Origin of the sequence: Aestuariivirga litoralis (assembly GCF_015714715.1) — a bacterium.
GTDB lineage: Bacteria > Pseudomonadota > Alphaproteobacteria > Rhizobiales > Aestuariivirgaceae > Aestuariivirga > Aestuariivirga litoralis_A.
Map to the genome: position 1 here is coordinate 379,418 of NZ_WAHS01000002.1, position 25,443 is coordinate 404,860.

General features: G+C 58.3%; 27 protein-coding genes. 14 read left to right on the plus strand and 13 right to left on the minus strand.

Annotation, left to right across the window (positions count from 1 at the left end):
• The first annotated feature begins 8 nt into the window (after positions 1 to 8).
• Positions 9 to 1,586 carry a gamma-glutamyltransferase gene (gene ggt, locus F8B91_RS13565; protein WP_196504388.1) on the plus strand — a complete coding sequence of 526 codons (1,578 nt, stop codon included), beginning with the start codon at positions 9 to 11 and terminating at the stop codon, positions 1,584 to 1,586.
• Here the strand turns inward: ggt and F8B91_RS13570 are convergent.
• From F8B91_RS13570 to F8B91_RS13585, 4 genes are read right to left on the minus strand one after another with little or no spacing between them, the layout of a single operon-like run.
• The gene (locus F8B91_RS13570; protein WP_196504389.1) at positions 1,583 to 2,983 is read right to left on the minus strand and encodes a multicopper oxidase family protein; all 1,401 of its coding nucleotides are present in this window, start codon (positions 2,981 to 2,983) and stop codon (positions 1,583 to 1,585) included. The two genes, ggt and F8B91_RS13570, sit on opposite strands and share 4 nt — an antisense overlap.
• Positions 2,984 to 3,024: 41 nt before the next feature.
• The gene (locus F8B91_RS13575) at positions 3,025 to 3,978 is read right to left on the minus strand and encodes an acetyl-CoA carboxylase carboxyltransferase subunit alpha (RefSeq protein WP_196504390.1); all 954 of its coding nucleotides are present in this window, start codon (positions 3,976 to 3,978) and stop codon (positions 3,025 to 3,027) included.
• 54 nt (positions 3,979 to 4,032) lie between these two features.
• The gene (locus F8B91_RS13580) at positions 4,033 to 4,992 is read right to left on the minus strand and encodes a tyrosine recombinase (protein ID WP_196504391.1); all 960 of its coding nucleotides are present in this window, start codon (positions 4,990 to 4,992) and stop codon (positions 4,033 to 4,035) included.
• Entirely contained in the window at positions 4,970 to 5,113 is a 144-nt protein-coding gene (locus F8B91_RS13585; RefSeq protein ID WP_196504392.1) for a histidine kinase, read from the minus strand. Before F8B91_RS13585 ends, F8B91_RS13580 begins: the two co-directional genes overlap by 23 nt.
• Positions 5,114 to 5,201: 88 nt before the next feature.
• Here F8B91_RS13585 and F8B91_RS13590 point away from each other — a divergent pair, with 88 nt between their 5' ends.
• Genes F8B91_RS13590 through F8B91_RS13600 form a run of 3 tightly spaced genes read left to right on the plus strand, consistent with a single transcriptional unit; the run spans position 5,202 to position 8,207 of the window.
• Positions 5,202 to 5,792, plus strand: coding sequence for a shikimate kinase (locus F8B91_RS13590; protein WP_196504393.1), 591 nt, complete (start codon positions 5,202 to 5,204; stop codon positions 5,790 to 5,792).
• A complete protein-coding gene (gene aroB, locus F8B91_RS13595) occupies positions 5,782 to 6,912 on the plus strand; it encodes a 3-dehydroquinate synthase (protein ID WP_196504394.1) in 1,131 nt (376 codons plus the stop codon). Before F8B91_RS13590 ends, aroB begins: the two co-directional genes overlap by 11 nt.
• Positions 6,909 to 8,207, plus strand: coding sequence for an HlyC/CorC family transporter (locus tag F8B91_RS13600; RefSeq protein ID WP_196504395.1), 1,299 nt, complete (start codon positions 6,909 to 6,911; stop codon positions 8,205 to 8,207). Before aroB ends, F8B91_RS13600 begins: the two co-directional genes overlap by 4 nt.
• A 6-nt stretch (positions 8,208 to 8,213) precedes the next feature.
• On the opposite strand, the gene F8B91_RS13605 is transcribed toward F8B91_RS13600, so the two are convergent.
• A complete protein-coding gene (locus tag F8B91_RS13605; protein ID WP_196504396.1) occupies positions 8,214 to 8,471 on the minus strand; it encodes a BolA family protein in 258 nt (85 codons plus the stop codon).
• 68 nt (positions 8,472 to 8,539) lie between these two features.
• Between F8B91_RS13605 and F8B91_RS13610 the strand changes: the two genes are divergently transcribed.
• The 5 genes from F8B91_RS13610 (at position 8,540) to F8B91_RS13630 (ending at position 13,119) form a co-directional block, all read left to right on the plus strand.
• Positions 8,540 to 9,142, plus strand: coding sequence for a J domain-containing protein (locus tag F8B91_RS13610; protein WP_196504397.1), 603 nt, complete (start codon positions 8,540 to 8,542; stop codon positions 9,140 to 9,142).
• 74 nt (positions 9,143 to 9,216) lie between these two features.
• Positions 9,217 to 10,200, plus strand: a complete 984-nt coding sequence (gene cobS, locus F8B91_RS13615; protein ID WP_196504398.1) for a cobaltochelatase subunit CobS — start codon at positions 9,217 to 9,219, stop codon at positions 10,198 to 10,200.
• Positions 10,201 to 10,206: 6 nt separating this feature from the next.
• Positions 10,207 to 12,072, plus strand: a complete 1,866-nt coding sequence (gene cobT, locus F8B91_RS13620; RefSeq protein ID WP_196504399.1) for a cobaltochelatase subunit CobT — start codon at positions 10,207 to 10,209, stop codon at positions 12,070 to 12,072.
• Complete coding sequence (locus tag F8B91_RS13625; protein WP_196504400.1) at positions 12,035 to 12,589, plus strand: GNAT family N-acetyltransferase; 555 nt, start codon at positions 12,035 to 12,037, stop codon at positions 12,587 to 12,589. The genes cobT and F8B91_RS13625 overlap by 38 nt, the downstream gene beginning before the upstream one ends.
• Positions 12,586 to 13,119 (plus strand): GNAT family N-acetyltransferase, encoded by a 534-nt coding sequence (locus F8B91_RS13630; protein WP_196504401.1) that lies wholly within the window; start codon positions 12,586 to 12,588, stop codon positions 13,117 to 13,119. The genes F8B91_RS13625 and F8B91_RS13630 overlap by 4 nt, the downstream gene beginning before the upstream one ends.
• Before the next feature lie 49 nt (positions 13,120 to 13,168).
• Here the strand turns inward: F8B91_RS13630 and F8B91_RS13635 are convergent, their stop codons facing one another.
• The 3 genes from F8B91_RS13635 to rpmB all read right to left on the minus strand — a co-directional run bounded on the left by F8B91_RS13635 (position 13,169) and on the right by rpmB (position 14,886).
• Positions 13,169 to 13,801 (minus strand): NAD(P)H-dependent oxidoreductase, encoded by a 633-nt coding sequence (locus F8B91_RS13635; RefSeq protein WP_196504402.1) that lies wholly within the window; start codon positions 13,799 to 13,801, stop codon positions 13,169 to 13,171.
• 77 nt (positions 13,802 to 13,878) lie between these two features.
• The gene (locus tag F8B91_RS13640) at positions 13,879 to 14,523 is read right to left on the minus strand and encodes a DapH/DapD/GlmU-related protein (protein ID WP_196504403.1); all 645 of its coding nucleotides are present in this window, start codon (positions 14,521 to 14,523) and stop codon (positions 13,879 to 13,881) included.
• A 63-nt stretch (positions 14,524 to 14,586) separates the two neighbouring features.
• The gene (rpmB, locus tag F8B91_RS13645; RefSeq protein ID WP_196504404.1) at positions 14,587 to 14,886 is read right to left on the minus strand and encodes a 50S ribosomal protein L28; all 300 of its coding nucleotides are present in this window, start codon (positions 14,884 to 14,886) and stop codon (positions 14,587 to 14,589) included.
• Between the two features lie 552 nt (positions 14,887 to 15,438).
• Here rpmB and F8B91_RS13650 point away from each other — a divergent pair.
• The 5 genes from F8B91_RS13650 to F8B91_RS13670 all read left to right on the plus strand — a co-directional run bounded on the left by F8B91_RS13650 (position 15,439) and on the right by F8B91_RS13670 (position 20,605).
• Positions 15,439 to 18,381 carry a helicase-related protein gene (locus F8B91_RS13650; RefSeq protein ID WP_246715261.1) on the plus strand — a complete coding sequence of 981 codons (2,943 nt, stop codon included), beginning with the start codon at positions 15,439 to 15,441 and terminating at the stop codon, positions 18,379 to 18,381.
• A 13-nt stretch (positions 18,382 to 18,394) separates the two neighbouring features.
• Positions 18,395 to 18,679, plus strand: a complete 285-nt coding sequence (locus tag F8B91_RS13655) for an RNA-binding S4 domain-containing protein (protein WP_281432949.1) — start codon at positions 18,395 to 18,397, stop codon at positions 18,677 to 18,679.
• A gap of 51 nt (positions 18,680 to 18,730) precedes the next feature.
• A complete protein-coding gene (fdxA, locus tag F8B91_RS13660) occupies positions 18,731 to 19,066 on the plus strand; it encodes a ferredoxin FdxA (RefSeq protein WP_196504405.1) in 336 nt (111 codons plus the stop codon).
• A gap of 241 nt (positions 19,067 to 19,307) precedes the next feature.
• The gene (locus F8B91_RS13665; RefSeq protein WP_196504406.1) at positions 19,308 to 20,132 is read left to right on the plus strand and encodes a CarD family transcriptional regulator; all 825 of its coding nucleotides are present in this window, start codon (positions 19,308 to 19,310) and stop codon (positions 20,130 to 20,132) included.
• 140 nt (positions 20,133 to 20,272) lie between these two features.
• The gene (locus F8B91_RS13670) at positions 20,273 to 20,605 is read left to right on the plus strand and encodes a hypothetical protein (RefSeq protein WP_196504407.1); all 333 of its coding nucleotides are present in this window, start codon (positions 20,273 to 20,275) and stop codon (positions 20,603 to 20,605) included.
• Positions 20,606 to 20,615: 10 nt separating this feature from the next.
• On the opposite strand, the gene F8B91_RS13675 is transcribed toward F8B91_RS13670, so the two are convergent.
• From F8B91_RS13675 to epmA, 5 genes are all read right to left on the minus strand, one after another.
• Entirely contained in the window at positions 20,616 to 20,933 is a 318-nt protein-coding gene (locus F8B91_RS13675) for a hypothetical protein (RefSeq protein ID WP_196504408.1), read from the minus strand.
• Between the two features lie 57 nt (positions 20,934 to 20,990).
• On the minus strand, positions 20,991 to 22,760 hold the full coding sequence (gene xsc, locus F8B91_RS13680; RefSeq protein WP_196504409.1) for a sulfoacetaldehyde acetyltransferase: 1,770 nt from the start codon (positions 22,758 to 22,760) through the stop codon (positions 20,991 to 20,993).
• Between the two features lie 741 nt (positions 22,761 to 23,501).
• Positions 23,502 to 23,924 carry an EVE domain-containing protein gene (locus F8B91_RS13685; protein WP_196504410.1) on the minus strand — a complete coding sequence of 141 codons (423 nt, stop codon included), beginning with the start codon at positions 23,922 to 23,924 and terminating at the stop codon, positions 23,502 to 23,504.
• The gene (locus tag F8B91_RS13690; RefSeq protein WP_196504411.1) at positions 23,921 to 24,283 is read right to left on the minus strand and encodes a VOC family protein; all 363 of its coding nucleotides are present in this window, start codon (positions 24,281 to 24,283) and stop codon (positions 23,921 to 23,923) included. The genes F8B91_RS13685 and F8B91_RS13690 overlap by 4 nt, the downstream gene beginning before the upstream one ends.
• A 90-nt stretch (positions 24,284 to 24,373) precedes the next feature.
• Positions 24,374 to 25,393: an EF-P lysine aminoacylase EpmA gene (epmA, locus tag F8B91_RS13695; protein ID WP_196504412.1), complete on the minus strand. Its 1,020-nt coding sequence runs from the start codon at positions 25,391 to 25,393 to the stop codon at positions 24,374 to 24,376.
• Positions 25,394 to 25,443 lie beyond the last annotated feature (50 nt).

Here is a 25,443-nt window from a genome sequence, read left to right on the forward strand (position 1 = left end):
TCACTGGCATGAGAAATTTCCAGCGTCCCGGCCGTTCCCCTGTTCGTGTGACGGAAGCGGCCGCCGCCACGTCACATCCCTTGGCCACCAGCGCCGCATTGAAAATTCTGCGCGCCGGCGGCAACGCGATTGACGCAGCCGTTGCGGCTGGTGCCGTGCTGGCCGTGGTTGAACCGCAATCCACCGGCATCGGTGGTGATGGCTTCATGCTCTACGCGCCAAAGGGGTCGGCCAAGATCATCGGCTTCAACGGCTCCGGCAAGGCGCCGCAGAAAGCGGATGTAAAGTGGTTTCAGTCGCAGGGTATCACCTCCATCGGCGGCCACAGCCCGCATAGCGTGACCATTCCCGGCCTGATCGACATGTGGGCACAAGTGCTCAGCGATCACGGCACGATGGAACTGGGCCGCGTGCTGGAAGACGCCATTCATTATGCTGAAGCAGGCTATGTCATTGCGGATCGTGTGGCCTTCGACTGGAACCGCGAAACCGCAACCATCTCGCATGATGCCAATTCTGCGCGCGTCTTTTCGCCCGTGATTAACGCTGGTGATGTTCACCGGCAACCAGTTCTGGCGCAAACGCTGAAAGCCGTGGCGCAACATGGCCGCGATGCCTTCTATAAGGGCGCACTGGCCGAAGACATGGTGCAGCATTTGAACGCGCTCGGTGGCCTTCACAGCGTGGAAGATTTCGTGGCAGCCAAAGGCGAATATGTCGCGCCCATCAGCACCAGCTATCGCGGCCACGAAATTCATCAAATCCCGCCGAACAATCAGGGCCTGACTGCTTTAGTCATGCTGAACCTGCTGGAGAGTTTTGATCTCACCAAACTCGCAGCACTCTCGCCTGAACGCCTGCATCTTGAAATCGAAGCCGGAAGGCTGGCCTATTACATCCGCGATCAATTTATCGGAGACCCGCGTCAGGCCGACATCAAAACCGCTGAATTGCTCAGCAAGGATTTTGCCGCAAGCTTGCGCAAGCGCATCAATACCGCCACCGCGATGACAGACATCAAACCCATCAAGCTGGAAAAATCCGATACCGTCTATCTCACCATTGTAGACCGCGACCGCAATGCCGTGAGCTTCATCAACTCGGTTTATCACTCCTTCGGTTCCGGCATTATGAGCCCCAAGACTGGCGTGCTGCTGCAGAACCGCGGCATGGGCTTCAAGATCGATCCCGCGCATCCCAATTGCATCGCGCCGGGTAAACGCCCGTTGCACACGATCATGCCCGGCTTCGTTACCAGGAATGGCAAGGCGTTGATGCCCTACGGTGTGATGGGCGGCGATTATCAGCCCTTCGGCCATGTGCATTTGCTGCAGAACATTTTCGATTTCGGGATGGACCCGCAGGCCGCGCTTGATGCGCCGCGCGTTTTCGCTTCGGCAGGCGCAGTCGAAGCCGAAGATGGCATCGCGTCCAGCACGCGAAGCGCCTTGTCTAGCATGGGTCACAAAGTGGTCCAGGCCCCAGAGCCCCTGGGCGGCGGGCAAGCCATCCTGATCGATTGGGATAAAGGCACCCTCACCGCCGGTTCCGAGCCGCGCAAGGACGGTTGCGCGCTGGGTTACTAAGCTTTGTAGTCCATGGCGGCCATCATGCCGCTATTCATGTGGTACAGATGGTGGCAGTGGAACGCCCATGCACCCGGATTATCGGCATTGAACCGCAGCGTCACCATCATGCCCGGCGGCACAAGCACGGTGTCGCGCACCGGGCCTTCAACCTTCTTGTCATTCACAGCCACCATTTTGAAATAATGCCCATGCAGATGCATCGGATGCGCCATCGCCGTCATGTTATGCATCGAAAGCTCAACCTGCTCGCCCGCTTTTACGCGAAACAATACGTCATGCATCATCGAGGGTTTGCCATTGAAACCCCAATCATAACCACTGTCGCCGCCGGTCAGCATGATGGTCTTGCGCAGGCCCAGTTTCCATTTCGGCAAATCAAAAGCGCCGATCAGGCTGGTCTCGAAAGCCAGATCAATGGCAGCACCCGGCTCACCTTGATCGCTCAGTTTTTCCACCACGCCATTCTTCACGCGCAACACAAGCCCGCCACGCAACGCCGCACCTTCTGATTGGAACAATATAGGCCACGCCCCTGCCTCGCGCGGTAACGTGATGCGCAGATCGGCGCGCTGCGCAATGGCCAGCGGAAACCGCTTCACCTTCTGGAAGCGAATGACATTGCCATCCACCGCAATCAATTCGGCCTCAAGCCCAACGAGATCAACCCACATGTTGGTGGCGGATGCGCCATTGATCAGGCGCAGGCGCAAGCTGCGGCCCTGCTCCACATCCAGGATTTCGGGATCATCCAGCGTGCGGTCATTGGCGAGGATCGCGTCATAGGCCACATCACTCAGCATCGCGGGCATGCCGGGCATCGCCATCTCGCTGTGATCCATGCTCATATTCATATGTGCAGCATGGCCGCCGCCTCCGCCCTGAAGCTCGGCCAGAATCTCTGCCGGATCACGGAAGGTAAAATCATGCAGCATCACCACATGCTCCAACTCGTCATTTGCAGATTTTTCTGTCTCGCGCACAATGAGTGGGGCAGCCAGCAGCAGCTGCTCCTGCAGGCCCAGATGCGAATGCATCCAATGCGTGCCAACGCGCTTGTTGTCGAATGTGTAACGCCGGGTTTCGCCAGCTTTGAGTGCGGGTGCTGAAAGCCCTGGCACACCATCAAGCGCGGTAGGCGGCGTCAGGCCGTGCCAGTGAATGGCGGTCTCTTCGGCAAGGCCGTTGGTCAGTTCAACACTGAATGGCTTGCCGTAAAGCACATTGAGGCCAGATGAATTCTGCGCATTGGTAATTCCGAAAACCTTGGCCGCTTTGCCCTTCACTTCGAGGATTCTCGCGCCGATCAAAAGTTTCTGCGGCGCATCTTCAGCGCGCGCCAAATTGGTAAAAGGCAGCATCGCCGCCGCCTGCAGAAAATGCCTTCGGTTGATCATGCGCAACGATCCACGGAAATTAAGACTGAACTGCGGCAGCCTTAAAGGCTGCGGCCAATCCCCAGGAATTTCTCGCGCCGCTGCGTGCGCAGCACTTCGCCGGAAAGCCCGTTGTAGCTCGACAACACGCGCGACAGCACATCACGCGTGGTGCGGATCGCGTCCACCGGCAATCGGTGCGCGCCGCCCAGCGGCTCAGGGATGATTTCATCAATCACGCCGAATTTTTTCAAATCCTGCGCGGTGATCTTGAGTGCCGTCGCGGCGTCCTTGTTGCGTGCCGGGTCACGCCACAGGATCGAGGCCGCACCTTCGGGTGAAATCACGCTGTAAATCGCGTGTTCCATCATGAGAACGCAATTAGCCGTGGCAATGGCAATCGCACCGCCTGAACCGCCTTCACCAATAATGACCGAAATCAGCGGCACACCCAGTTGCAGGCAGCAATCGGTGGAACGCGCAATAGCTTCCGCCTGGCCGCGCTCCTCGGCATCCACACCCGGATAGGCACCCGACGTATCAACGAAAGTGATAATGGGCAGACCAAATTTATCAGCCATTTCCATCAGGCGCACCGCCTTGCGGTAGCCTTCAGGCTTGGCCATGCCAAAATTATGCTTGAGGCGGCTTTCGGTGTCAGAACCCTTTTCCTGCCCGATCACCATGACGGGCTGGCCGTTGAAGCGGCCCAGGCCACCGACCACAGCTTCATCTTCGGCAAATTTGCGGTCACCCGCGATCGGCACGAAATCGGTGATCAATGCATGGATATAATCAAGCGCATGCGGCCGCTGCGAATGGCGCGCCACTTGCGCCTTCTGCCAGGGCGAGAGGCTTTGATAGAGATCAGACAGAATCTTACTGGATTTTTTCTCCAGCGATTTTACATCGTCGGAAATCGAAATCTTGGGATCGCTTTGGGCCATGGCGCGAAGCTCGGCAATCTTGCCTTCCAGCTCGGCGACCGGAGCTTCAAAATCGAGAAATTCAATCATATGGCCTCAAATATCCCCTGAACGGCATGTTACTGGCGTCTGGCGGCGGCAAAGTCAACCCGCCGGGCTTTTGCGTTTGCGCGCAAGCGGATGATAGGTTGCAACCGCTTCTTGCAGCCGCTGGGCCTGCACATGGGTATAGATCTGCGTGGTCGAAATATCGGCATGGCCCAGCATCTGCTGCACCGCGCGCAAATCCGCTCCCGCAGCCAGAAGCCCGGACGCAAAGACATGCCTGAGCACATGGGGTGAAACCTTTTCAGCATCAACCCCGGCCGCCCCCGCCAGCGCTTTCAGCTCCAGCGCGAAATGCTGCCGCGTCAGGCAGCCTTGGGCGCCGCGCGAAGGGAACAGAAATTTCGGCTCCTCCTCATAAGTTTCGCGCAGCAGCTTCATATAGGTGCCAGCGACTTGCCGCGCCTCGGGAGACAGCGGCACCAATCTTTCGCGCCCACCCTTGCCCTTGATCAACAGAAACTCATCACCGCCGGACAGCGCACGATAGGGCAGCGTAATCAGTTCCGAAACGCGCAAGCCCGAAGCGGCCAAAATCATCAACAAGGTATAAAGGCGCAGCGCCTTGAAACGCGCCGCATCCTCCGCTTTGCTGGCCTGCTCTTTCGCCGTGAGTAACAGCGCCGCCATATCAGCATCGCTCAAAATTTTCGGAAGCCGTGGGCTGGCGCGCGGCCCTTCGACAATCGCCGCCGGATTCTCTTTCGCCTTGCCTTCGCCATGCAGAAAGCCATGGAATTGCTTGATCGCCGAAAGCCGCCGCGCCGATGTAGCCCGCGCCAAACCATGCGCTTCGGCCTCAGCCTGGAAATCACGGACATTCTGCGTGGAAGCTTCCAGCACTGATGTGCCTCGCGCTTTGAGGAAAGCGATCCAAAGCTCCAGGTCACGCCGGTAAGCGGCAATCGAATTCTTGGCAGCGCCCCGCTCAGCACTCATCATCTCCAGAAACCGGCTGAGATGGCGGTGATCGTGACTAGCGGGTGCGGAGCCTGTCATGCGGCAATGCTTTGGTGATTTCTATTTGTGACGGTGGATAGCTGGCCAAGGCAAAGGCCCCGCCATAAACCAGGCCAGCCAACACGCCTATCACCAGCAGGAATTTGAAAGTATCCGGCATCACGCTCCTCGGCGCGCATAATACAAGGCCCGAGGGGGCAAATGCAATTGATTGCACGAGGACGCTGCAATAATCTAAAAGACTAGAGATGGCGAAACGATCTGTGAGTGAAACCATAAGTGATATCAGCGAGGCCCTGGGAAACCGGGCCATCGTGCTTGTCGGCTTGATGGGTGCTGGCAAAAGCTCAATCGGCCGCAGGCTGGCCGAAAAGCTGGAAATGCCGTTTGTGGATGCTGATCACGAAATTGAAGCCGCAGCGGGAAAATCCATTTCAGAAATTTTCGCCGATCATGGCGAAGATTATTTCCGCGAAGGCGAGCGCCGCGTCATCACACGGCTTCTCGAAAATGGACGCCAGATTCTGGCCACTGGAGGCGGTGCCTACATGAATGGCGAAACCCGCGAGCGCATCCGCGATCACGGCATATCAGTCTGGCTGAAGGCCGATCTTGATCTGCTGTTGAAGCGCGTCTCCAAGCGCAATGACCGGCCCTTGCTCAAGCGCGATGACCCAGCCGCAGTTTTGAGCCGACTGATGAATTTGCGCTACCCGGTCTATTCGCTGGCCGACGTCACAGTGGAAAGCCGCGATGTGCAGCACACTCAGATGGTCAATGAAGTGATCCGCGCCATCGGCGAATGGCCTGGCCTGAAGGTTTCTCGTTATGACGATTGACCACGTGCACGTTGATCTGGCGGGCCGCAGCTATGATATCAAAATCGGCCAAGGCCTGTTGGCGCAGGCGGCAACCCATATCCAGCCGCTGCTGAAGCGCAAATTCGCTGCCATCGTTACCGATGAGAATGTCGCCAAGGCGCATCTGAAAACGCTGGAAGCGGCGCTAAAATCCGCTGGCATCGAAAGCAAATCATTGGTCCTGCCGCCGGGCGAAAGCACCAAGGCTTATGCGCATCTGGCTGAAACCTGTGACGGCTTGCTGGGCTTCGGTGTGGAACGCAAGGACGCGGTGATCGCTTTGGGCGGCGGCGTGATCGGCGATCTGACCGGCTTTGCAGCCGCCATCCTGCGCCGTGGCGTCAACTTCATCCAGATTCCAACTTCGCTTCTGGCGCAAGTCGATAGTTCTGTGGGCGGCAAGACTGGCATCAATTCCAGGCACGGCAAGAATCTAGTCGGTGCCTTCCATCAACCCATTCTGGTTCTGGCAGATCTTGATGTGCTGGGCACCCTACCCCAGCGTCAGCGCGCGGCAGGCTATGCCGAAGTGGCTAAATATGGCTTGCTCGGCAACGCGCCGTTTTTCGAATGGCTGGAACAGAATGTGGAAGCCATTATGGAAGGTGACATCAAGGCCACCGCCCAGGCCGTGAAAATCTCCTGCGAGATGAAGGCCCGCATCGTCACCGAAGATGAAACCGAAACGGGAGTTCGCGCCCTTCTCAATCTCGGCCACACATTCGGCCACGCGCTGGAAGCGGCCATGGGTTACTCCGATCAATTGCTGCATGGCGAAGCCGTCGCCATCGGCATGGTGCAGGCCTTTGGATTTTCGGAAAAGCTGGGCCATTGCCAGCAGGGCCTGAACCGCAAGGTGGCCGCTCACCTCAAGCGCGCTGGCCTTCCCACCCACATGAGCGAGATCAAGGCGAAGCTTCCAGAGCCGGAAGCCTTGGTGAAACTAATGTATCAAGACAAGAAGGCTGAAGGCGGCCGCCTGACATTCATTCTGGCGGAAGCGATTGGCAAAACCTTCATTGCTAAAGGTATCGACGAAGCCAAGGTTCTTGGCTTCCTGAAAGAGGACGCGGCCAAACAGGGCCTCGCAAAACCATGACGAACGAAATCTGGGTTGGCATCATCTCGGTCACGAGTTGCATTGTCATCGCCGCATTTTTTTCTGCTTCGGAAACCAGCCTCACTACTGCCTCTCGCGCCAGACTGACGGAAATGGAACGCCGTGGCTCCAAGCGCGCCAACCTTGTGCTGCGCCTGACCAATGCGCCGGAACGCCTGATCGGTTCCATTCTGCTGGGCAGTTCGCTGGCCATGGTGTCGGCCTCATCGCTGGCCACGTTGTCACTCACCAAGATTTTCGGCGAATACGGCGCCTTCATCGCGTCCGCCGCCATGGCGAGCCTGCTGCTGGTCTTTGCCGAAGTGATGCCGAAGACTTACGCAATTGCCTATCCCGAAGCGGTGGCCACTGCTGTGGCACCGCTGATGCGCATCATCACTGCGATTCTGGGCCCGCTTGTTCTTGCGGTGGAATTCATCGTCAAAAAAACATTGATGCTGTTCGGCGTCGATGTCGAAAATGTCGAAAGCATTCTCTCGGCCCATGATGAATTGCGTGGCGCGATTGACCTGCATCACAAGGAAGGTGAAATCGTCAAGAAGGATCGCGACATGCTGGGCGGCCTTCTCGACCTCAAGGATCTCGAAATCCATGACGTGATGGTTCACCGCACCAAGATGATCATGATCGATGCTCAAGACCCGATGAGCCAGATCGTCGAAGACGTGCTGAAAAGCGGCAAGACCCGCCTGCCCGTGTGGAAAGATAATCAGGACAACATTATCGGCATTCTGCACGCCAAGATGCTGTTCCAGGCCCTGCAGCAGCATGAAGGCGATGCGAGCAAAGTGAAGATAGATCATATCATCACTGATCCCTGGTTCGTGCCCGACACGCGTCCGCTCGAAGACCAGTTAACCGCCTTCCTGCGCCGGAAAAGCCACTTCGCGATCGTGGTGGACGAATATGGCGAACTTCAGGGCCTGGTCACGCTCGAAGACATTATCGAAGAAATCGTCGGCGATATTGAAGACGAATTCGATGCGGTGTCCAACGGCGTGAGGAAGCAGAAAGACGGCTCCTACATGGTGGACGGCACTGTGCCGCTGCGCGATTTGAACCGTGCCCTGGATTGGGACCTGCCGGACCGCGAGGCCACCACGCTGGCGGGCATGGTGATCCACGAAGCACGCATGATCCCAGATGCGGGCCAGGTGTTCAATTTCTACGGCTTCCGCTTCGAAGTACTAAAGAAGCGCAAGCAGCAATTGACGGTGATCAAAGTCTCACGCCTGGATACAACACCTGCACCACCCGTGCAGGGCGTGGCGTAAATTACGTCACGAAACTTCAATCGCCAAGGCATGCACCCTGTTCTTGAGTTCAACCGACAACGCCTCATGAATCATCCGGTGCTGCGCCACCCGTGATTTTCCGTCCAGCGCTTCAGCCGAAATGCGCAGGCGAAAATGGCTCTCGCCAGAAGGATGCGCACCGGAATGGCCATGATGCTGGTTCGATTCATCAATCAGCTGAAGCTTTCGCGGCGCAAAAGCCACCTGCAATTTGCCTGCCATGATCGTGGCGACTGGCCCCATTGAATTCACCTCTTCATCCGTCCTTTTGGTTGAAAAAATCAGTATTAAAAACTATACTTATGTCCCTCATGACCAGCCATTCAAAAATCTTCGACAAGATCCGTATCAAGCCTGAACCCACCGCCAAGGAAAAGGCCGAAGCGGCTGTAAAGCCTTGCGAATGGCCCGGCTGCGACAAGCCCGCGCGCCACAAGGCGCCAAAGGGCCGTGGCGCTGAAGGCCAGTTCTGGAACTATTGCACGGCGCATACCCAGCAATACAACAAGACCTATAATTACTTCGCCGGCATGGACAATGCCTCCGAACAGGCCTTCCAGAAGGACGCACAGACGGGCCATAGGCCCACCTGGAAGCTCGGCCAGAATGGCCCAACCTTCGCAGGCGCACGCCGCCGCACGGCAAAATATATCGAAGATCCGCTGAACATCATGATCAAGGAGCAGATCAGCACCCATGCCAAGCATGGCAAGAAGCTGCGCCGCAATGAGATCGAAGCTCTGGGTGCCATGGGCCTGACCGAGGATGCCAAGCCCGAAGAAGTGAAGGCCAAATACAAGACACTGGTGAAACGCCTTCACCCCGATGCCAACCAGGGCAGCCGCGCCAATGAAGACGCATTGCAAGCGGTGATCCGGGCCTATGACACGCTGCGGGCCACGGGCTTCTGCTAGCCAAACTGGCCTAACTTGCCCTGGCGCCCTGAACCCTTTACAAGCCGCGCGAAAGCTCAGAAAAAAGACCAATCATGTCCTCATCTCCTACGCTCACGGGCTTGCCCGACAAGAAAGTTTCAGTCGCCCAGCTCTTCGGTTTCGAATCCAACATGGATGTCAGTGCGTTTTCCGAGCGCAGCGAGCATGTGCCGGATGTCGATCCGGATTATCTGTTCAACCGTGAAACCACGATGGCGATCCTCGCGGGCTTTGCCTATAACCGCCGCGTGATGGTGACAGGCTATCACGGCACCGGCAAATCCACCCATATCGAGCAAGTGGCCGCACGCCTGAACTGGCCTTGCATCCGTATCAATCTCGACAGCCATATCAGCCGTATCGACCTGATCGGCAAGGACGCCATCGTGCTGAAGGATGGCAAGCAGATTACAGAGTTCAAGGAAGGCATCCTGCCTTGGGCCTACCAGCACAACATTGCTCTCGTGTTCGACGAATATGATGCCGGCCGCCCGGACGTGATGTTCGTGATCCAGCGCATTCTCGAAGCTGCCGGCAAGCTCACGCTGCTCGACCAGTCGCGCGTGTTGCATCCGCACGCAGCCTTCCGCCTGTTCTCCACCGCCAACACGATTGGCCTTGGTGACACGACGGGCCTCTATCACGGCACGCAGCAGATCAACCAGGCCCAGATGGACCGTTGGTCGATCGTCACCGCGCTGAACTATCTGCCGCATGCCGAGGAAGTCAGCATCGTTCTGGCCAAGAACAAATCGTTCCAGAACGAAAAGGGCAAGAAGACCATCGCCAACATGGTCCGCGTGGCTGATCACACGCGCAATGCGTTCATCCAGGGTGACCTCTCCACCGTGATGAGCCCGCGCACCGTGATCACCTGGGCGCAGAATGCCGAGATTTTCGGCGATGTCGGCTTTGCCTTCCGTGTCACCTTCCTCAACAAGTGTGATGAGCTGGAACGCTCCATCGTGGCGGAATTCTATCAGCGCTGCTTCGGCGAAGACCTGCCGGAATCCGCAGCCCGCATCCAGATCGCGTAAAGGCCGATGGCGGCCAAGGAAGACCGCGCCGAACGTTTCAAGGAAGTGCTCGGCACGGCCATGAAATCCATGGCGCTTGATCCGGAACTGGTCGTGTCCTTCGGCACTGACCAGCCGCAGCTGGTCGGCCACAAGGCCAAGTTGCCGCAGCTTTCGGGTGCCGCGTCCAAGAAAGACATCGCCATCACCCGCGGCCTGGCCGACAGCTTCACCCTGAAACTGGCCAATCACTCCGATGAAGTGCACGGTCACTATCTGCCGCAAGGCAAGAATGCCCGCGCCATTTTTGATGCGGTCGAACAGGCGCGCATTGAAGCCATCGGCGCGCGCGCCATGCCGGGCGTAGCCAACAATCTGGCCGCGATGCTGGATGACAAATATGGCCGCCTCACTGTCAACCGGCCGTCCAACAACCGCAAGGACACGCCGCTCGAAGAAGCCGTAGGCCTGCTCCTGCGCGAGAAGCTCACGGGCGCTGCACCACCACCTGCTGCCAAGCAATATGTCGATCTCTGGCGCGACTGGGTGGAAGAACGCGCCGGCGAGAAATTCAAGGGTCTGGAAGATGCCCTACGCGACCAGCAGGCCTTTGCCCGCCTCTCGCGTGATCTGATTGCCTCGCTCGATATGGCCGATGAGTTGGGTGATGACCCCGACAAGGCCGAGGAGAATGACGAGGAAGAATCCTCCGACGATCAGGGCGAGCAATCCGAAACCCCGCAGGGCGAGGACCAGGAAAGCGAACAATCTGCATCCGAGGAAATGGAATCCGCTGAAGGCGAAACCGAATCCGCCGAAATGGAAGCGCAATCCGCTGAATCCGATGACTTGCCTGATGATCTGGAAGGCGAGGAAATGGATGACGGCGAGGAGCCATGGCGCCCGCAGCTGCCCTTCTCGTCGCTCAGCAATGATAACTTCTACAAGGTCTATGCCAATGCCTATGATGAGGTGATCAGCGCCGACGATCTCTGTGATCCCGATGAACTCACGCGCCTGCGCGCCTATCTCGACAAGCAGCTTGCCAATCTCCAAGGCGTTGTCTCGCGCCTCGCCAACCGCCTGCAGCGCCGCCTGATGGCACAGCAAAACCGCTCCTGGGATTTCGATCTCGAAGAAGGCGTGCTGGATGCCGCGCGTTTGACCCGCGTGGTGATTGACCCGCTGCATGCCTTGTCCTTCAAGCAAGAGCAAGACACCAAATTCCGCGATACGGTCGTCAGCCTGCTGCTCGACAATTCAGGCTCGATGCGCGGCCGCCCCATCACCGTGGCCGCCACCTGCGCCGACATTCTGGCACGCACCCTGGAGCGCTGCGGCGTGAAGGTCGAAATTCTGGGCTTCACCACCAAGGCCTGGAAGGGCGGGCAATCGCGCGAGAAATGGTTGGCCGATGGCAAACCGGCCAATCCCGGCCGCCTCAATGACCTGCGCCACATCGTTTACAAATCCGCCGATGAGCCCTGGCGCCGTGCGCGCAAGAATCTTGGCCTGATGATGCGCGAAGGCCTCCTCAAGGAAAATATCGACGGTGAAGCGCTGATCTGGGCCCATAACCGCCTGCTGGCGCGGCAAGAGCAGCGCCGCATCATGATGGTGATTTCCGATGGCGCACCAGTGGATGATTCAACGCTCAGCGTGAATTCCGGCAACTATCTGGAAAAACATCTGCGTCAGGTGATCACTGATATTGAAGGCCGCTCACCCGTCGAACTGATCGCCATCGGCATCGGCCATGACGTGACGCGCTATTATCAGCGCGCAGTCACAATCATTGATGCCGAGGAATTGGGTGGCGCCATGACCGAGAAGTTGGCAGAGTTGTTTGAAGAACATGAACAACACTCCCCGCGCCGCCGCGCCCGTCATTGAGACGCAGCGCCTAACGCTCCGCAGTTTCACGGCGGAAGACTTCCCTGATTTCTGCCGAATCTGGAACGAGGAAGGTGTCTACCGCCACATTGCCGGCAAGCCGCAATCTGAATCCGTACATTGGGGCCGCCTCACCGGCCTGATGGGTCATTGGCCGCTGAATGGCTTTGGCACTTGGGCAGTGGCGGACCGCGAAACCGGCCAACTGCTTGGCCAATGTGGCTATCTGTTTTTACGACGCGAAATGCTGGTGCCCATGCCAGAACCTGAACTGGGTTGGGCGCTCACCACCACCCATCAAGGCAGAGGTCTTGGCACCGAAGCCGCACTCGCCTGCGCCTGTTGGGGTGACGCCAACATCGATGCCGACAAGACCGCCTGCATCATCGACACCGTCAACACGGCTTCGGCCAATGTCGCCCGCAAGATAGGCTATACCTATAGCGCCGACACTCATTTCCTCGACAGACCGGAACTCGAAATCCAGCTATTCCATCGAAAGCGATTAGCCCCATGAACAGATCAGCCCCATCGCTTGCAACTGAGCGCCTCAATTTGCGCGGCCTCAAGGCATCAGACCTTGCAGCCTTCCACGCCATGTATGCCGATCCGCTGGTCTATAACTTTCTTACCGGCAAACCTCTCTCGCGCGAGGAAGCCTGGGCGCGCATGCTGCGCCTTGCTGGCCTGTGGGAGCTCAGCGGCTATGGCTATTGGGCGCTGGAAGATAAAGCGAGCGGCACTTTGGCAGGCATCGCCGGCTTTGCTGAATTTCACCGCACCATCACGCCGGACATTTCCGGCAAGCCGGAATTCGGCTGGGCTTTGGCCAGCCCATACCACGGCAAAAAACTTTCAACCGAAGCGGTCACAGCCATTCAAGCCTGGGGCGACAAGGAACTAGCTGGGCCCGAAACGTCCTGCATCGTCGCCGCGCGCAACACGGTTTCAATTCATCTCGCCAAGAAGATCGGCTTCAAGACGATCGCCGAAGGCCCCTACAATGATGTGCCGCATCTGGTGCTGCTGCGCCAACGCCCATCATAAACAAAAGGGCGAGGCCACGGCCCCGCCCTTCTTGGAATTCAGTCGCGGATCAAGCCACCTCGATGAACATTTCATTCTTCGGGCGGCGCACTTTCTTCAAGTTCACCAGCCAGTCACCGTCGGCATGGCGATGGCCAATCGGCAGGATCACCACACTGCGCAACCCTTTGGCCTTCAGACCGAGGATCTCGTCAAACTTCTTCGGATCAAATCCACCCATCGGCGTGGCATCAACCTTCAGTGCGGCAGCGGCGGAGACGCCAACACCGAGCCCTATAAAGGCCTGCTGTGCGGCAAAGTGGAAATTCTCTTCGGCTGACTTCGCTTCAAATCCGGCAATCGCACCCTTGCGGCGTTCATCCAGGCTGTCGCTCTTGCCGCGGATCAGCGCCATGTTATCGAACACCTTGCCGAGCTTTTCGGCGGTGATGTTATCCCAGGCCGCGAAGACCAGAAGATGCGAAGCCTCAGTCACCTGTGATTGATTGTTGGCTGCAGCGCGCAATTTCTCGCGCACTTCCGGGTTGGTGACAACCAACACGTCATAAGGTTGATAGCCGCTGCCCGAAGGTGCAAGACTGATCGCCTCCAAGATTTCATCAAGCTGCCTCTGCGAAACCTTCTTGGCGGTGTCGTATTTCTTGGTGGCGTAACGCCAGTTCAGGTCGGGGATCAGGCTCATATCCGGTGTCCTTGCTTCAATGATTTATATGTAATCGTATAAGTTACATATGATCAAATGAATTATTTGCAAGGGAGCTATTCGGAATACTTCTCGAGAAATTCTTCCGGTGAAAGCTTCTTCATATCCTCAACAGCGAAGCCCAGCCTGTCATGCGGCCAATCCCACCAGGCCAGTTTCTCGATCCGCTCGCGGATGGGCTTTTCGAACCGCCACTTGATCCGCTTGGCAGGCACACCGCCAACGATTTCGTAAGCCGCCACATCCTTGGTCACCACAGCACCTGCTGCCACAACTGCGCCGTGGCCAATGGAAATCCCCGGCATCACAATGGCACCATGGCCGATCCACACATCATGGCCAATGCTCACGCGTTTGGTGCGGCGGGCTTCGCGGAAATCCTTGTCCACTTTGGCGTAAAGAAAATACTCATTGGGCCGGTAGGTGATCTTGTGCTGCGACACGCGGTCCATCGGGTGGCCCAGCGCGTTGATGCGCGCATTGGCGGCAATCGCGCAGAACTTGCCAATGTCCGTGTAGATCGCCTCAGCCTGCCGCTCGACGTAAGAATAATCGCCAAGCGCGCATTCCGCCATCACCACGCGCTCGGCCACATCTGTGAACTGGCCCAGCACGCAATCCCGCAACTGCGCGGATGAATGCACGCGCGGGCTTCCATCGCGCGGTGCGTTGTTGCCGTGATTGCCGGGTTGTTTTGTCATGATTCAGCGTAACAAAAAAGCCGCTCCGAAAGGAGCGGCCTTTTCAAAGGCTATTAAGAAAGCTTAGGCAGCGGCCTTCTGGGCAGCAACCTTCTTGGCAACCGACCGCTTCAGCGTGGCGGCCTTGTCGGACATCTTGGCAATGTCGGCCTTGAGCAGGAAGGCATCGAGGCCGCCGGCATGTTCAACCGACTTCAGCGCAATCGCCGAAACGCGGAGGTTATAAGAAAGGCCCATCGCATCGCTCATCAAGCTCACCTGGCACAGGTTGGGCATGAAACGGGTGCGGGTCTTGTTGTTGGCGTGGGAAACCTTGTTACCGGCCTGCCAGCCCTTGCCAGTCAATTCACAACGACGCGACATGAAATACTCCAATGAAAATGGGCCGGAAAAGCATTCCGGCCAAATGTTGGGCGTGAGGTAACGGACCAAGGCAGGCTTGTCAAGCTTTAGGAGCCGCCCGGCAAAACAGGCTGTTTCCAACCCATATTCCCAAAATGGCACAAATGGTTAACGGCCAGCGCCCGAATGCCTACCGAAATCCGGCGCAAGGCAACGCTCTGGTAGTCGGATCAGCCTGCACCCACAAGGGATGGCGTGAACAAACCACGAAAACCGTTCCATCAGCGATTCGGGCGCGGTCTGTTCCGCCGGAGAACACTTTGTTAAAATCGGAGATGATTCCGAGGGTTGCCGCAGCAGGTTCTGTTAAGGTTTGAAGACAGGCCTTAACGCCGGGGCCTCCCCTCCACGCCTATTCGCTGGATACGCACCGGAAGTTATCCACAGCACCCCTCGCATTCCCTGTGGAACAAAAAATGAATCCGACCCCATCAGCGATTCGGGCACGGAATGTTCGCCTTTGAATCCATTGCTTAAGCCTTTGTTTCAGAATGGCACGCCCGCGGCCACACAATGAGCGGTCTTGCATGGCAGGCTTCCATCCTCCATCTTTCCAGCACAGTGACTTCCATGCCCAACCGCCGCCCCGTGACTGCCATTCTGGGGCCAACCAACACCGGCAAGACCCATTACGCCGTTGAGCGCATGCTGGCCCATGGCAAGGGCATGATCGGCCTGCCGCTGCGCCTGCTGGCTCGCGAAATTTATGACCGTATCCGCCTGCGTGCCGGCGACAACCAGGTGGCGCTGATCACCGGCGAAGAAAAAATCGTCCCACTCAAGCCCAATTACTGGGTATGCACCGTGGAAGCGATGCCGCCGGATATTGAAGTGCCCTTCCTCGCCATTGATGAAGTGCAGCTCTGTGCCGATCTGGAGCGCGGCCACATCTTTACTGAGCGTGTGCTGCACCGGCGCGGCACCGAGGAAACCCTGCTCTTGGGCGCAGGCACCATGAAGCCCATTCTGGAACGCCTGATCCCCGGCATTCACTTCATGTCGCGACCGAGGCTCTCGAAGCTCACTTATACCGGCCAGAAAAAGCTCTCCCGCCTGCCGCGCCGCTCCGCCATCGTCGCCTTCACCGCAGACATGGTATACGCGGTGGCCGAGCATATCCGCCGCCAAAGCGGTGGCGCCGCCGTGGTGATGGGCGCGCTCAGCCCCCGCACCCGCAATGCGCAAGTGGCTCTCTATCAAAGCGGCGATGTGGATTACCTGGTGGCCACCGACGCGATCGGCATGGGCCTCAACATGGATGTCGATCATGTGGCCTTCGCCGCCACGCGAAAGTTTGACGGCTTCCAGTTCCGCAATCTGAACGCCGCTGAAATGGGCCAGATTGCTGGCCGTGCCGGCCGCCACATGAATGACGGCACCTTTGGTGTCTCCGCCGAAGCCGATGCGCTCGATCAGGATCTGATCGAGCAACTCGAAAACCATGAATTCGATCCGGTGCGCGTGCTGCAATGGCGCAACCGTGATCTGGATTTTCGCTCGCTCGATGGCTTGCGCAAAAGCCTGGGGTATTTTCCAAAGGAAGACGGCCTGACACGCGCCCAGAACGCATCCGACGTTCTGGCGCTGGAAGCCATCTGCCGGAATGGTGAAATCACTGATCTCATCAAGTCGCGCGCCGATGTGATGCGCGCCTGGGAAGTCTGCCAGGTCCCCGACTATCGCAATATCTCCCCGGCCGAGCATGTGCATCTCGTCACACGGCTCATTCAATTTCTCCATTCCGGCAATGGCTTCATTTCCGAAGACTGGTTCGCGCGCCAGTTGAGTCACAGCGAAAATCTCGAAGGCGGCATCGACACGCTGGCCACCCGCATCTCGCATGTACGCTCCTGGACATTCATCGCCAACCGAGCCGATTGGTTGGAAGCACCGCTTTACTGGCAGAGCCGAACCAAAGAGATCGAAGATCGTTTATCTGATGTGTTGCATGAGCGGTTGACTCAGCGTTTCATTGATCGCAGAACCAGCGTATTGTTACAGCGTCTGGCGAAGAAGGAAGGCTTGATGACGAATATTGATGCAGGCGGCGAAGTCCATGTTGAGGGCGAATTCGTCGGCCGTATCGAGGGCTTGGGGTTCCGCCTGGATGCCGCCTCCGCCGCCACCGAACTTCATGCCTTGAAGACGGCCAGCATTGCTGCCGTCACCACCGAGATTCTGGCCCGCGCCAAGTCACTTGCCGCCACGCCCGATACTGAGCTGAAGCTGGACCGCCACGGTTACATCATGTGGGCCGGCCACGCCGTGGGCCGTATGCGCGCCGGTGACCAGCCGCTGCGCCCGCAAGCTGATGTTCTGGCTGAAGACGTTCTGCAAGGCCCCGCCCGCGAGGAAGTGCGTGACCGCCTGCAGAAATTCCTGCAGCGCCATGTGCAAGGCCTGCTTGAGCCATTGTTCAAGCTGGAAGAGGCTGAAGGTTTTGAAGGTGGTGCCCGTGGCATGGCCTTCCGCCTGGTTGAAGCCTTTGCCGTTCTGCCGCGCGAGCAAGTGGCCGAAGAGGTCAAGGCGCTGAGCCAGGAAGACCGCGCCCGCCTGCGCGCCAATGGCGTGCGCTTCGGTGCCTATACGATTTTCCTGCCTGCCCTTTTGAAGCCCGCTGCCACTGAGCTGCGTCTGCTGCTTTGGTGGCTGCAGAACCACAAGGGCGAAGAGATCATCCCAAGCCCTCCGCCCAATGGCCTCACTTCAGTCGCAGCCGATGCCAATCTGCCGGAAGGCTTCTACCGCCTTTGCGGCTACCGTATCTGTGGCCACCGCGCCGTGCGCGTGGACATGCTGGAGCGCCTGTCTGACCTGATCCGTGACCGCGTATTCTGGAAGCCGCGCGTTGAGACCGAAACCCGCCCTGCTGGCAGCGTGGAAGGCGGCGGCTTCGTCGTTGTGCCGGAAATGCTGTCCCTCGTCGGCTCCTCGGCGGATGAGTTCAGCGAAATGCTCAAAGGCCTCGGCTTCAAATCGCAAACCCGCCAGATGCCCAAGCCGCAGCATGCGCCGAAGGTTGCGGCACCAGTAGTTGTTGAACTTGCTGCTCCGGAAGGACCTGTGGCAGAGCCTGTTGAAGCTGCACCCGCTGCCGAGGTCGTTGCCACCGAAGTTCCGGGCCCAGTTGAGGTCGAAGCAACCCCCGCCGCAGAAGCTGTACCTGCAGATCCTGCTCCGGAACTCATCGACGTCAATGTCTGGTGGCCTAAGGACACCGGCCCGTTCCGCGCCAAGCCAGAACGTGCACCGCGCCCCGAAGGCAAGCCCGCTGCCCATCAGAAGCCCCGCCGGCCGCGTCCGGAGTTCCAGCGCGGCGACCGCAAATTCGCTGGCAAACCCAATGCTGCAGTCCCGCGCCAGCCCGAGCGCCCGCCGCGCCCGGAAAAGCCGTTGGACCCCAATTCGCCCTTCGCCAAGCTGGCGGCTCTCAAAGAGCAGATGAAAGGCAATTGAGCTGACGCAACGCCTGGATAAATGGCTGGTCTATGCCCGTTTCGTGAAGCACCGCTCCACCGCCACGGAACTGGTGGAAAACGGCCTGGTGCGTCTCAACAGCCAGCGCATCACCAAGCCGGCCCATGCTTTGAAGCCGGGTGACATCTTGACCCTCAATCTGCCGCGCGAAGTGCGCGTCATCCGCGTGCTGGGCGAGGCTGAAAAGCGTGGCCCCGCCACCCAGGCCCAGCAGCTCTATGAAGATCTGGCCCCGCAGCCCTCGCATGCGAGCGCCCCGGAAAATCTGGGTGCATAAGCGAAGGAGGCCTGCTATCAGGCCCCGGAAACACTCACACAAGTAGCTGCAATGACCTATATCGTCACCGAAAACTGCATCAAGTGCAAATACATGGACTGCGTGGAAGTCTGCCCCGTGGATTGCTTCTACGAGGGCGAGAACTTCCTGGTCATCCATCCGGATGAATGCATTGATTGCGGCGTGTGCGAACCCGAATGCCCGGCTGACGCCATCAAGCCAGACACTGAGCCTGGCCTCGAAACCTGGTTGGCGATCAACACCGAATATGCAGTGAAATGGCCCAATATTACCATCAAGCGTGATCACGAACCGGACTCCAAGGAATGGGATGGCAAGCCCGACAAGCTGCCGCTGCTCTCGCCCAAGCCCGGCCAAGGCGACTGACAAGATCGCTTTTCCGCTGTTTTTGAAGATTATTTCTTAACTGCTATTAACCATGCCGCGCCGAATTCGGCGGTTTTAGGCCGTGTACGGAGCATCCAGTCTTTAAAATTCCTTAAAACCGTGCTATGTAGGTCCATGTAGCAATCCCAACCAGTCTGACGATCCGGGCCTCGCCGCTCGGATTTTTTAACGCCCGGTCAATGGGTTGATCAGACTTTTCGTGAACAGGCGGTACCCACATATGCCCACATCCAAGAAAAAGCCCGTCAAAGCAGCCAAGAAGACCGTGGTGAAGGCCAAGGCCAAGCCTGCTGTTGTCGCCAAGGCCAAAAAGCCCGAGCCGAAGAAGATCGACAAGGCTGCCGTCAAGCAGATGGCCAAAACCGCTGCCGCCAAGCATGCCGCCACCCAGAAGGCCGCCGCTGCAGCCAAACCCGTTGCCGCCAAGCCTGCTCCTGCTGCTAAGCCTGCTGCAGCTGCTCCGGCCGCCAAGGCCGCTGCCACGCCTGCCCCGAAGAAGATCAATTTCAAGGTCGGCGAACTGGTGGTTTATCCGGCCCATGGCGTTGGCAAGATTTCCAACGTTGAAGAGCAGGAAATCGCCGGCGTGAAGCTGGAACTCTATATCGTCGATTTCGAGAAGGAAAAGCTCCGTCTCAAGGTGCCGACCAACCGCGCAGAACAGAAGGGCATGCGTCACCTGGCCGATCGCGCCATGGTCGAAGCAGCCATGAAGGTGATCCGCGGCCGTGCCCGTATCAAGCGCACCATGTGGTCGCGCCGCGCCCAGGAATATGATGCAAAGATCAATTCCGGCGATCTCATTTCGGTCGCCGAAGTGGTCCGCGATCTCTACCGCTCCGAGCGCCAGCCCGAGCAGAGCTATTCCGAACGCCAGCTTTTCGAGCAGGCGCTGGAACGCTTCGCCCGTGAACTCGCTGCCGTGCGCAAGGTCGATGAAGACCAGTGCATCCGCGAGCTGGAAGAATACCTGGCCCGCAACGCCAAGCGCAGCGCCACCGAAAGCACCAAGTCCGACGAGGACTCTGCTGAGGAAGCCGCGTAAGATTTTAGACTTACAGCACTAGACCCTTCAAGGCCGGGAGCAATCCCGGCCTTTTTCTTGATCCATCGTGACGCGGGGCGCTCGCAATGAGAAGCCGGAACTGATGCGATCCAGGTAGGGTTCGCAATCGTACTACAGTCATGGCTTATGTTTCTATCACGGGCTTGCGCCTCACCAGCGTGATCCACGCTCCCCGGTTTTGGTGGCATGCACTGCGTTCAATGGCACAGGCCAAGAGTGCACCAGGGCTGATCAGTGCCGATGCCCGCACCATAGACGGTGTGCATCACACGCTCACCATTTGGGAGACCAGGGAAGCGATGCGTGCGTTTCTGGTCACGGGCGCCCATATCAAAGCAATGAAGACTTTCAAATCAATCGCTTCCGGCAGCGTTCTGGGATTTGAAACCGATCAGCCACCGGGCTGGAACGAGGCCCATGCACTTTGGCGCGCCCATGGCCGGGAAGTCTAGCCAGCGCCAATCAGCTCGTCTGCGCACATTTGGTCCAGGCCATCGGGTCGATGCCCTTACCATCCTTGACAATGAAAGAGGTCATGTCTTCGTCATCCATGACCCGCATATAAATCTGTTCTCCAGCATGATCCCGGCCTGGTGGCACGGTGTATAGAAATTCATGCCGGGAATATTGACCGTCCACGACCGTGTTGGATGAAAGCGTGATCCTGGGACCTTCGATGGTGACTTGCGCGCCCGCCGCGTTGCACCACGTACCGTCGATCCTGTCGGCATAGGCCGCAGCCGGAAACAGAAACACAAAGGCAATGGCGTATTTCAGCATCACGCAACTCCGTCACGAATGACGAAGTTGACTCCTGCCGGCGCTTTATTCAAGCCCTCACTGCGCCTTCATATCCCCAGCACTGATACCCGCCACTTCGACGGGCTTTTTCATCGCATCGCGCCTGAACGGTTCGCCCAGTTCCTGGTTGATCATCGCTTCGATCAGCGTGGTCTTGCCGTGTTTCATCTGGTCTTCGATGGCCTTGTGCAGGGCAGCCGTCAGCTCGTCCATGGTGCGCGCGATGACACCCTGCAGGCCGCAGGCCTTGGCGATGCCGGCGTATGACACTTGCTCGTCGAGTTCTGTGCCGACGAAATTGTCATCATACCACAGGGTCGAATTGCGCTTCTCGGCACCCCACTGATAGTTGCGGAACACGATCTGCGTGACGGCAGGCCATTCCTTGCGGCCAATGGCGGTGAGTTCGGTCACCGCAATGCCGAAGGCGCCATCACCCGAGAAGCCGACCACCGGCACATTCGGGCAGGCGATCTTCGCACCCACCACCGACGGCAGGCCGTAACCGCAGGGACCGAACAGGCCGGGCGCCAGATATTTGCGGCCTTCATCGAAGGTGGGATAGGCGTTGCCGATGGCGCAATTGTTGCCGATGTCAGACGAGATGATCGCCTCGCGCGGCAAAGCCGATTGAATGGCGCGCCAGGCCATGCGGGGGCTCATCCATTCCGGCTTGGCCTTGCGGGCGCGTTCATTCCAAGTGGTGCCCGGATCATCATTCTCATGATCCATCGAAGAGAGCTGCTGCGCCCAGCGGCTTTTGGTTTGAGCGATCGTGTCCTTGCGTTCCTTGCGCTGGTGATCACCCGCCGAAGTGGAAAGCTTCTTGAGAATGCCTTCCGCCACTTTCTTTGCGTCACCAACAATCCCCACGCTCACCTTCTTGGTGAGGCCGATGCGCGCCGGATTGATATCAACCTGAATGATCTTGGCCTGCTTCGGCCAGTAATCGAGGCCGTAGCCGGGCAGCGTCGAAAACGGATTGAGCCGCGTGCCGAGGCACAGCACCACGTCGGCCTGCTGGATCAATTCCATGCCGGCCTTCGAGCCATTGTAACCCAGCGGCCCGGCAAACAGCGGATGATTGCCGGGGAAGGCATCATTGTGCTGATAGCCCACGCAAACCGGCGCATCGAGTTTTTCAGCCAGCGCTTTGGACGCCGGAATGGCCCCGCCCAGCACCACGCCCGCACCATTCAGGATGACCGGGAACTTGGCTTCAGACAGCAGCTTCGCCGCAGCGGCAATGGCATCATCACCACCTGACGGGCGCTCGAAATCCACAATCGCCGGAAGTTCAATATCGATCACTTGGGTGAAATAATCGCGCGGCACGTTGATCTGCGCCGGCGCTGAATGGCGCTTGGCATTCATGATCACCCGGTTCAAAACTTCCGCCATCCGTGATGGATCGCGCACTTCTTCCTGGTAGCAGACCATGTCCTTGAACAGAGCCATCTGCTCCACTTCCTGGAAGCCGCCTTGGCCAATCGTCTTGTTGGCCGCCTGCGGTGTGACCAGCAGCACAGGTGAGTGGTTCCAGTAAGCCGTCTTCACCGCGGTGACGAAATTGGTAATGCCCGGGCCATTTTGAGCGATCATCATGCTCATCTTGCCGGATGCGCGCGTATAACCATCGGCCATCATGCCGCCCGAGCCTTCATGCGCGCAGTCCCAGAACTTGATGCCGGCTTTGGGGAAAATATCGGAGATCGGCATAAAGGCCGAGCCGATGATGCCGAACACATCGGCGATGCCATGCATCTGCAAAACTTTGACGAAGGCTTCTTCGGTGGTCATTTTCATGGGGCGAACTCCGGATGTGGGATTTGCCGCAACATAGCGCGTCTCTGGCCCCATGATAGGGCCAGATGAAAGCGAGGCGCCGCGCAGTTGGATTGTAGGCGGCCCGCACTATCCCCTCACCCTGGCGCCAAGACATGCGCCTGTCCCTCTCCCAGGGGGCGAGGGCAGAATGCACACAACTTTGCCCTTCTCCCCTCTGGGGAGAAGGTGCCGACAGGCGGATGAGGGGACTGAGCCAGCCGCTAATTCATCGGCACGCTTTCAAAAGTGAAAATGGAGGGGAATGCCTGTTCACGGCCGTCTGCCTCTGCGAAATTTCTGAAGTAAAACAAAATGGCTGAAAGCCGCTTGCAGGCGCAGCGATTTGAGATCCGGAGCTAATATTGGTTAGCCATTGAAGGCGCGCAAGTCGTAGTGCCTGCGGTCCAGAACCGGAGCCCCCGGAGGAATGAAGTGAGTTATTCTTCATCCTGCAGGCGCTGCTCTCTTTTCCACAATGTTGGAACTCTGTGATCAGCATCGTCCCCTCCTTTGAAAAAGACGAGGAACGTATGCAGAACAATTATTCCTTTGTCAAGGAATATTTTCTATAGCCTTCTCCCTCCCCTGTTTACAGGGGAGGGGCTGGGGTGGGGTTGCCCGATACCAGTTTATTGATTCAGGTCAGCGACCTGCCACACCCCACCCGTCATGCTTCACATGCCTCCCTCCCCGCTGAAGCGGGGAGGGAGAAGGGAAGGATCAGATATCGGTTTGCCCCATCGCCTTTGCAATCACCTCCATGTCCGCCTGCTCGATCTCGAAAAACCCGAAACGGAATTTGTAGCCCCAGCTTTTCTGGCCCTGAGTGAATGACAGAGCTTCCAGCAGCGGCTGGATCGGCGAGGGGCTCGCGTCATGCCAGCCGATGTCGCGGCGGAAGGCTTTGAAGCTGCCCATTTCGCCCTCATAGGGTGCTGCGTCCTTTACCACGCCGATGGCGGTGAAGGCTTGCAGCTTCTCGTCACCGCCATACACTTTGACAGGCGAATAATAGGCGACGACATCGCCGGGGCTCATGCGCTTCAGTGGCGCCAGTTTGCCGTGGTTCACCTGCATGAAGCCGCCTTCCACACCGCGTGCGATGTGGTCGGCGGCTGCAACGCCAATCCAGTAGTGCGTCACGAAGGTGCGAACACGCGTAGGCGGTTTCCATCAGGATCGGCGACTGTGAAGGTGTAACCGAAATCAAGATGCGTAGGTTCCTGCAGCACGGCGGCACCAATGCCCTTGGCCGCAGAGAAGAATTGATCGACGATGGGATCATTCTCCACCTGGAAGCCAAGCTCGTTGCTGCCGGCGGCGGCAGTGACGGCGGGCTTCACATCGGCACGCTTCCACAGGCCCAGCATGGTGGGTGCCGTGAGCGCGAACATGGCAAATCCGGGCGAGGCTTCCACGGGTTTGGCACGCAGAAGCTTCTCGTAAAAATCTGCCGATTTCATCGGGTCTTCGACATACAGGATCATGGAATGGGTGGGCATTTGAGTTCTCCTTTGGTGATGGAGAAAGAAGTAACATGCAGCTGTGTCAGCATCTGTCAGCAGCTTGTGCCAAAAAGTGTCAGCAGGGTTTTACCACTGCACTTGATCAATGCGTGTGGCACCGGTGGCCAGCATGATCAGACGGTCGAGGCCCAGCGCCACGCCGGAGGCTTCGGGCATCAGTGCCAAGGCCTGCAGCAATTCTTCGTCGACGGGATAGCGCTCGCCATAGACGCGGGCTTTGATGTCCATCTCTTCCTCGAAGCGCCGGCGCTGCTCTTTTGCATCAGTCAATTCGCCAAAGCCATTGGCGAGTTCCACGCCTGATGCATAAAGCTCAAACCGCTCAGCCACGCGCGCATCATGCGCGCAGGCGCGGGCCAGTGCTGCCTCGCAGGATGGATACTCGTAGAACACCGTGATGCGGCCATTGCCCAGATGCGGCTCCACCTTCTCCACCAGAATGCGGCTGAAAATATCGCTCCAGCTTTCATCGGCGCGAAGCGCCACGGGCGATTGCGCGGCCAGCGCATCGCGGTTGGGCGTGTTGTCGTCGAGCGTGGCCAACAGATCAACGCCTGCATATTTCCGGAAGCCTTCTGCCACCGTCAGCCATTCCACTTCCATCGCCGGATCACACACACGGCCGCGCCAGTTGAAGGTGACGCCCTGCCCCGCCAACCGCACCAGCGCAATCGTGTCGGCAATGATGTCCTTGTACGGCGCCTTGGCGCGGTACCATTCCAGCATGGTGAATTCCGGCGCATGCGTATCCGTGCACTCACGGTTGCGGAACACATGGCCGAGCGAGAAAATCTTCTCCTCGCCCGCCGCCAGCAGCTTCTTGCAGTGAAATTCCGGTGAGGTGTGCAGGTAGCGCGGATGCGCGTTGCCATCCGGCCCGATCAGCCGCGTTTCAAACGCATGCAGATGCGCCTCATTACCGGGGGAAACCTGCATGGCGGGCACATCGACTTCGAGGAAATCCCGCTCGGCAAACCAGCCACGCACCGCAGCGAGAATCCGGTTCCGCGCCAGCAGGAAGCCCCGCCGGTCCTCATGGCGCGAGGGGTGAAACCAGGGCGTATCCTGCGGGGGTTGGCTTTGCATGGCACCCCTGCTATGAGGCGCGCCAACACCCATTTCAATCCCAAATTTCA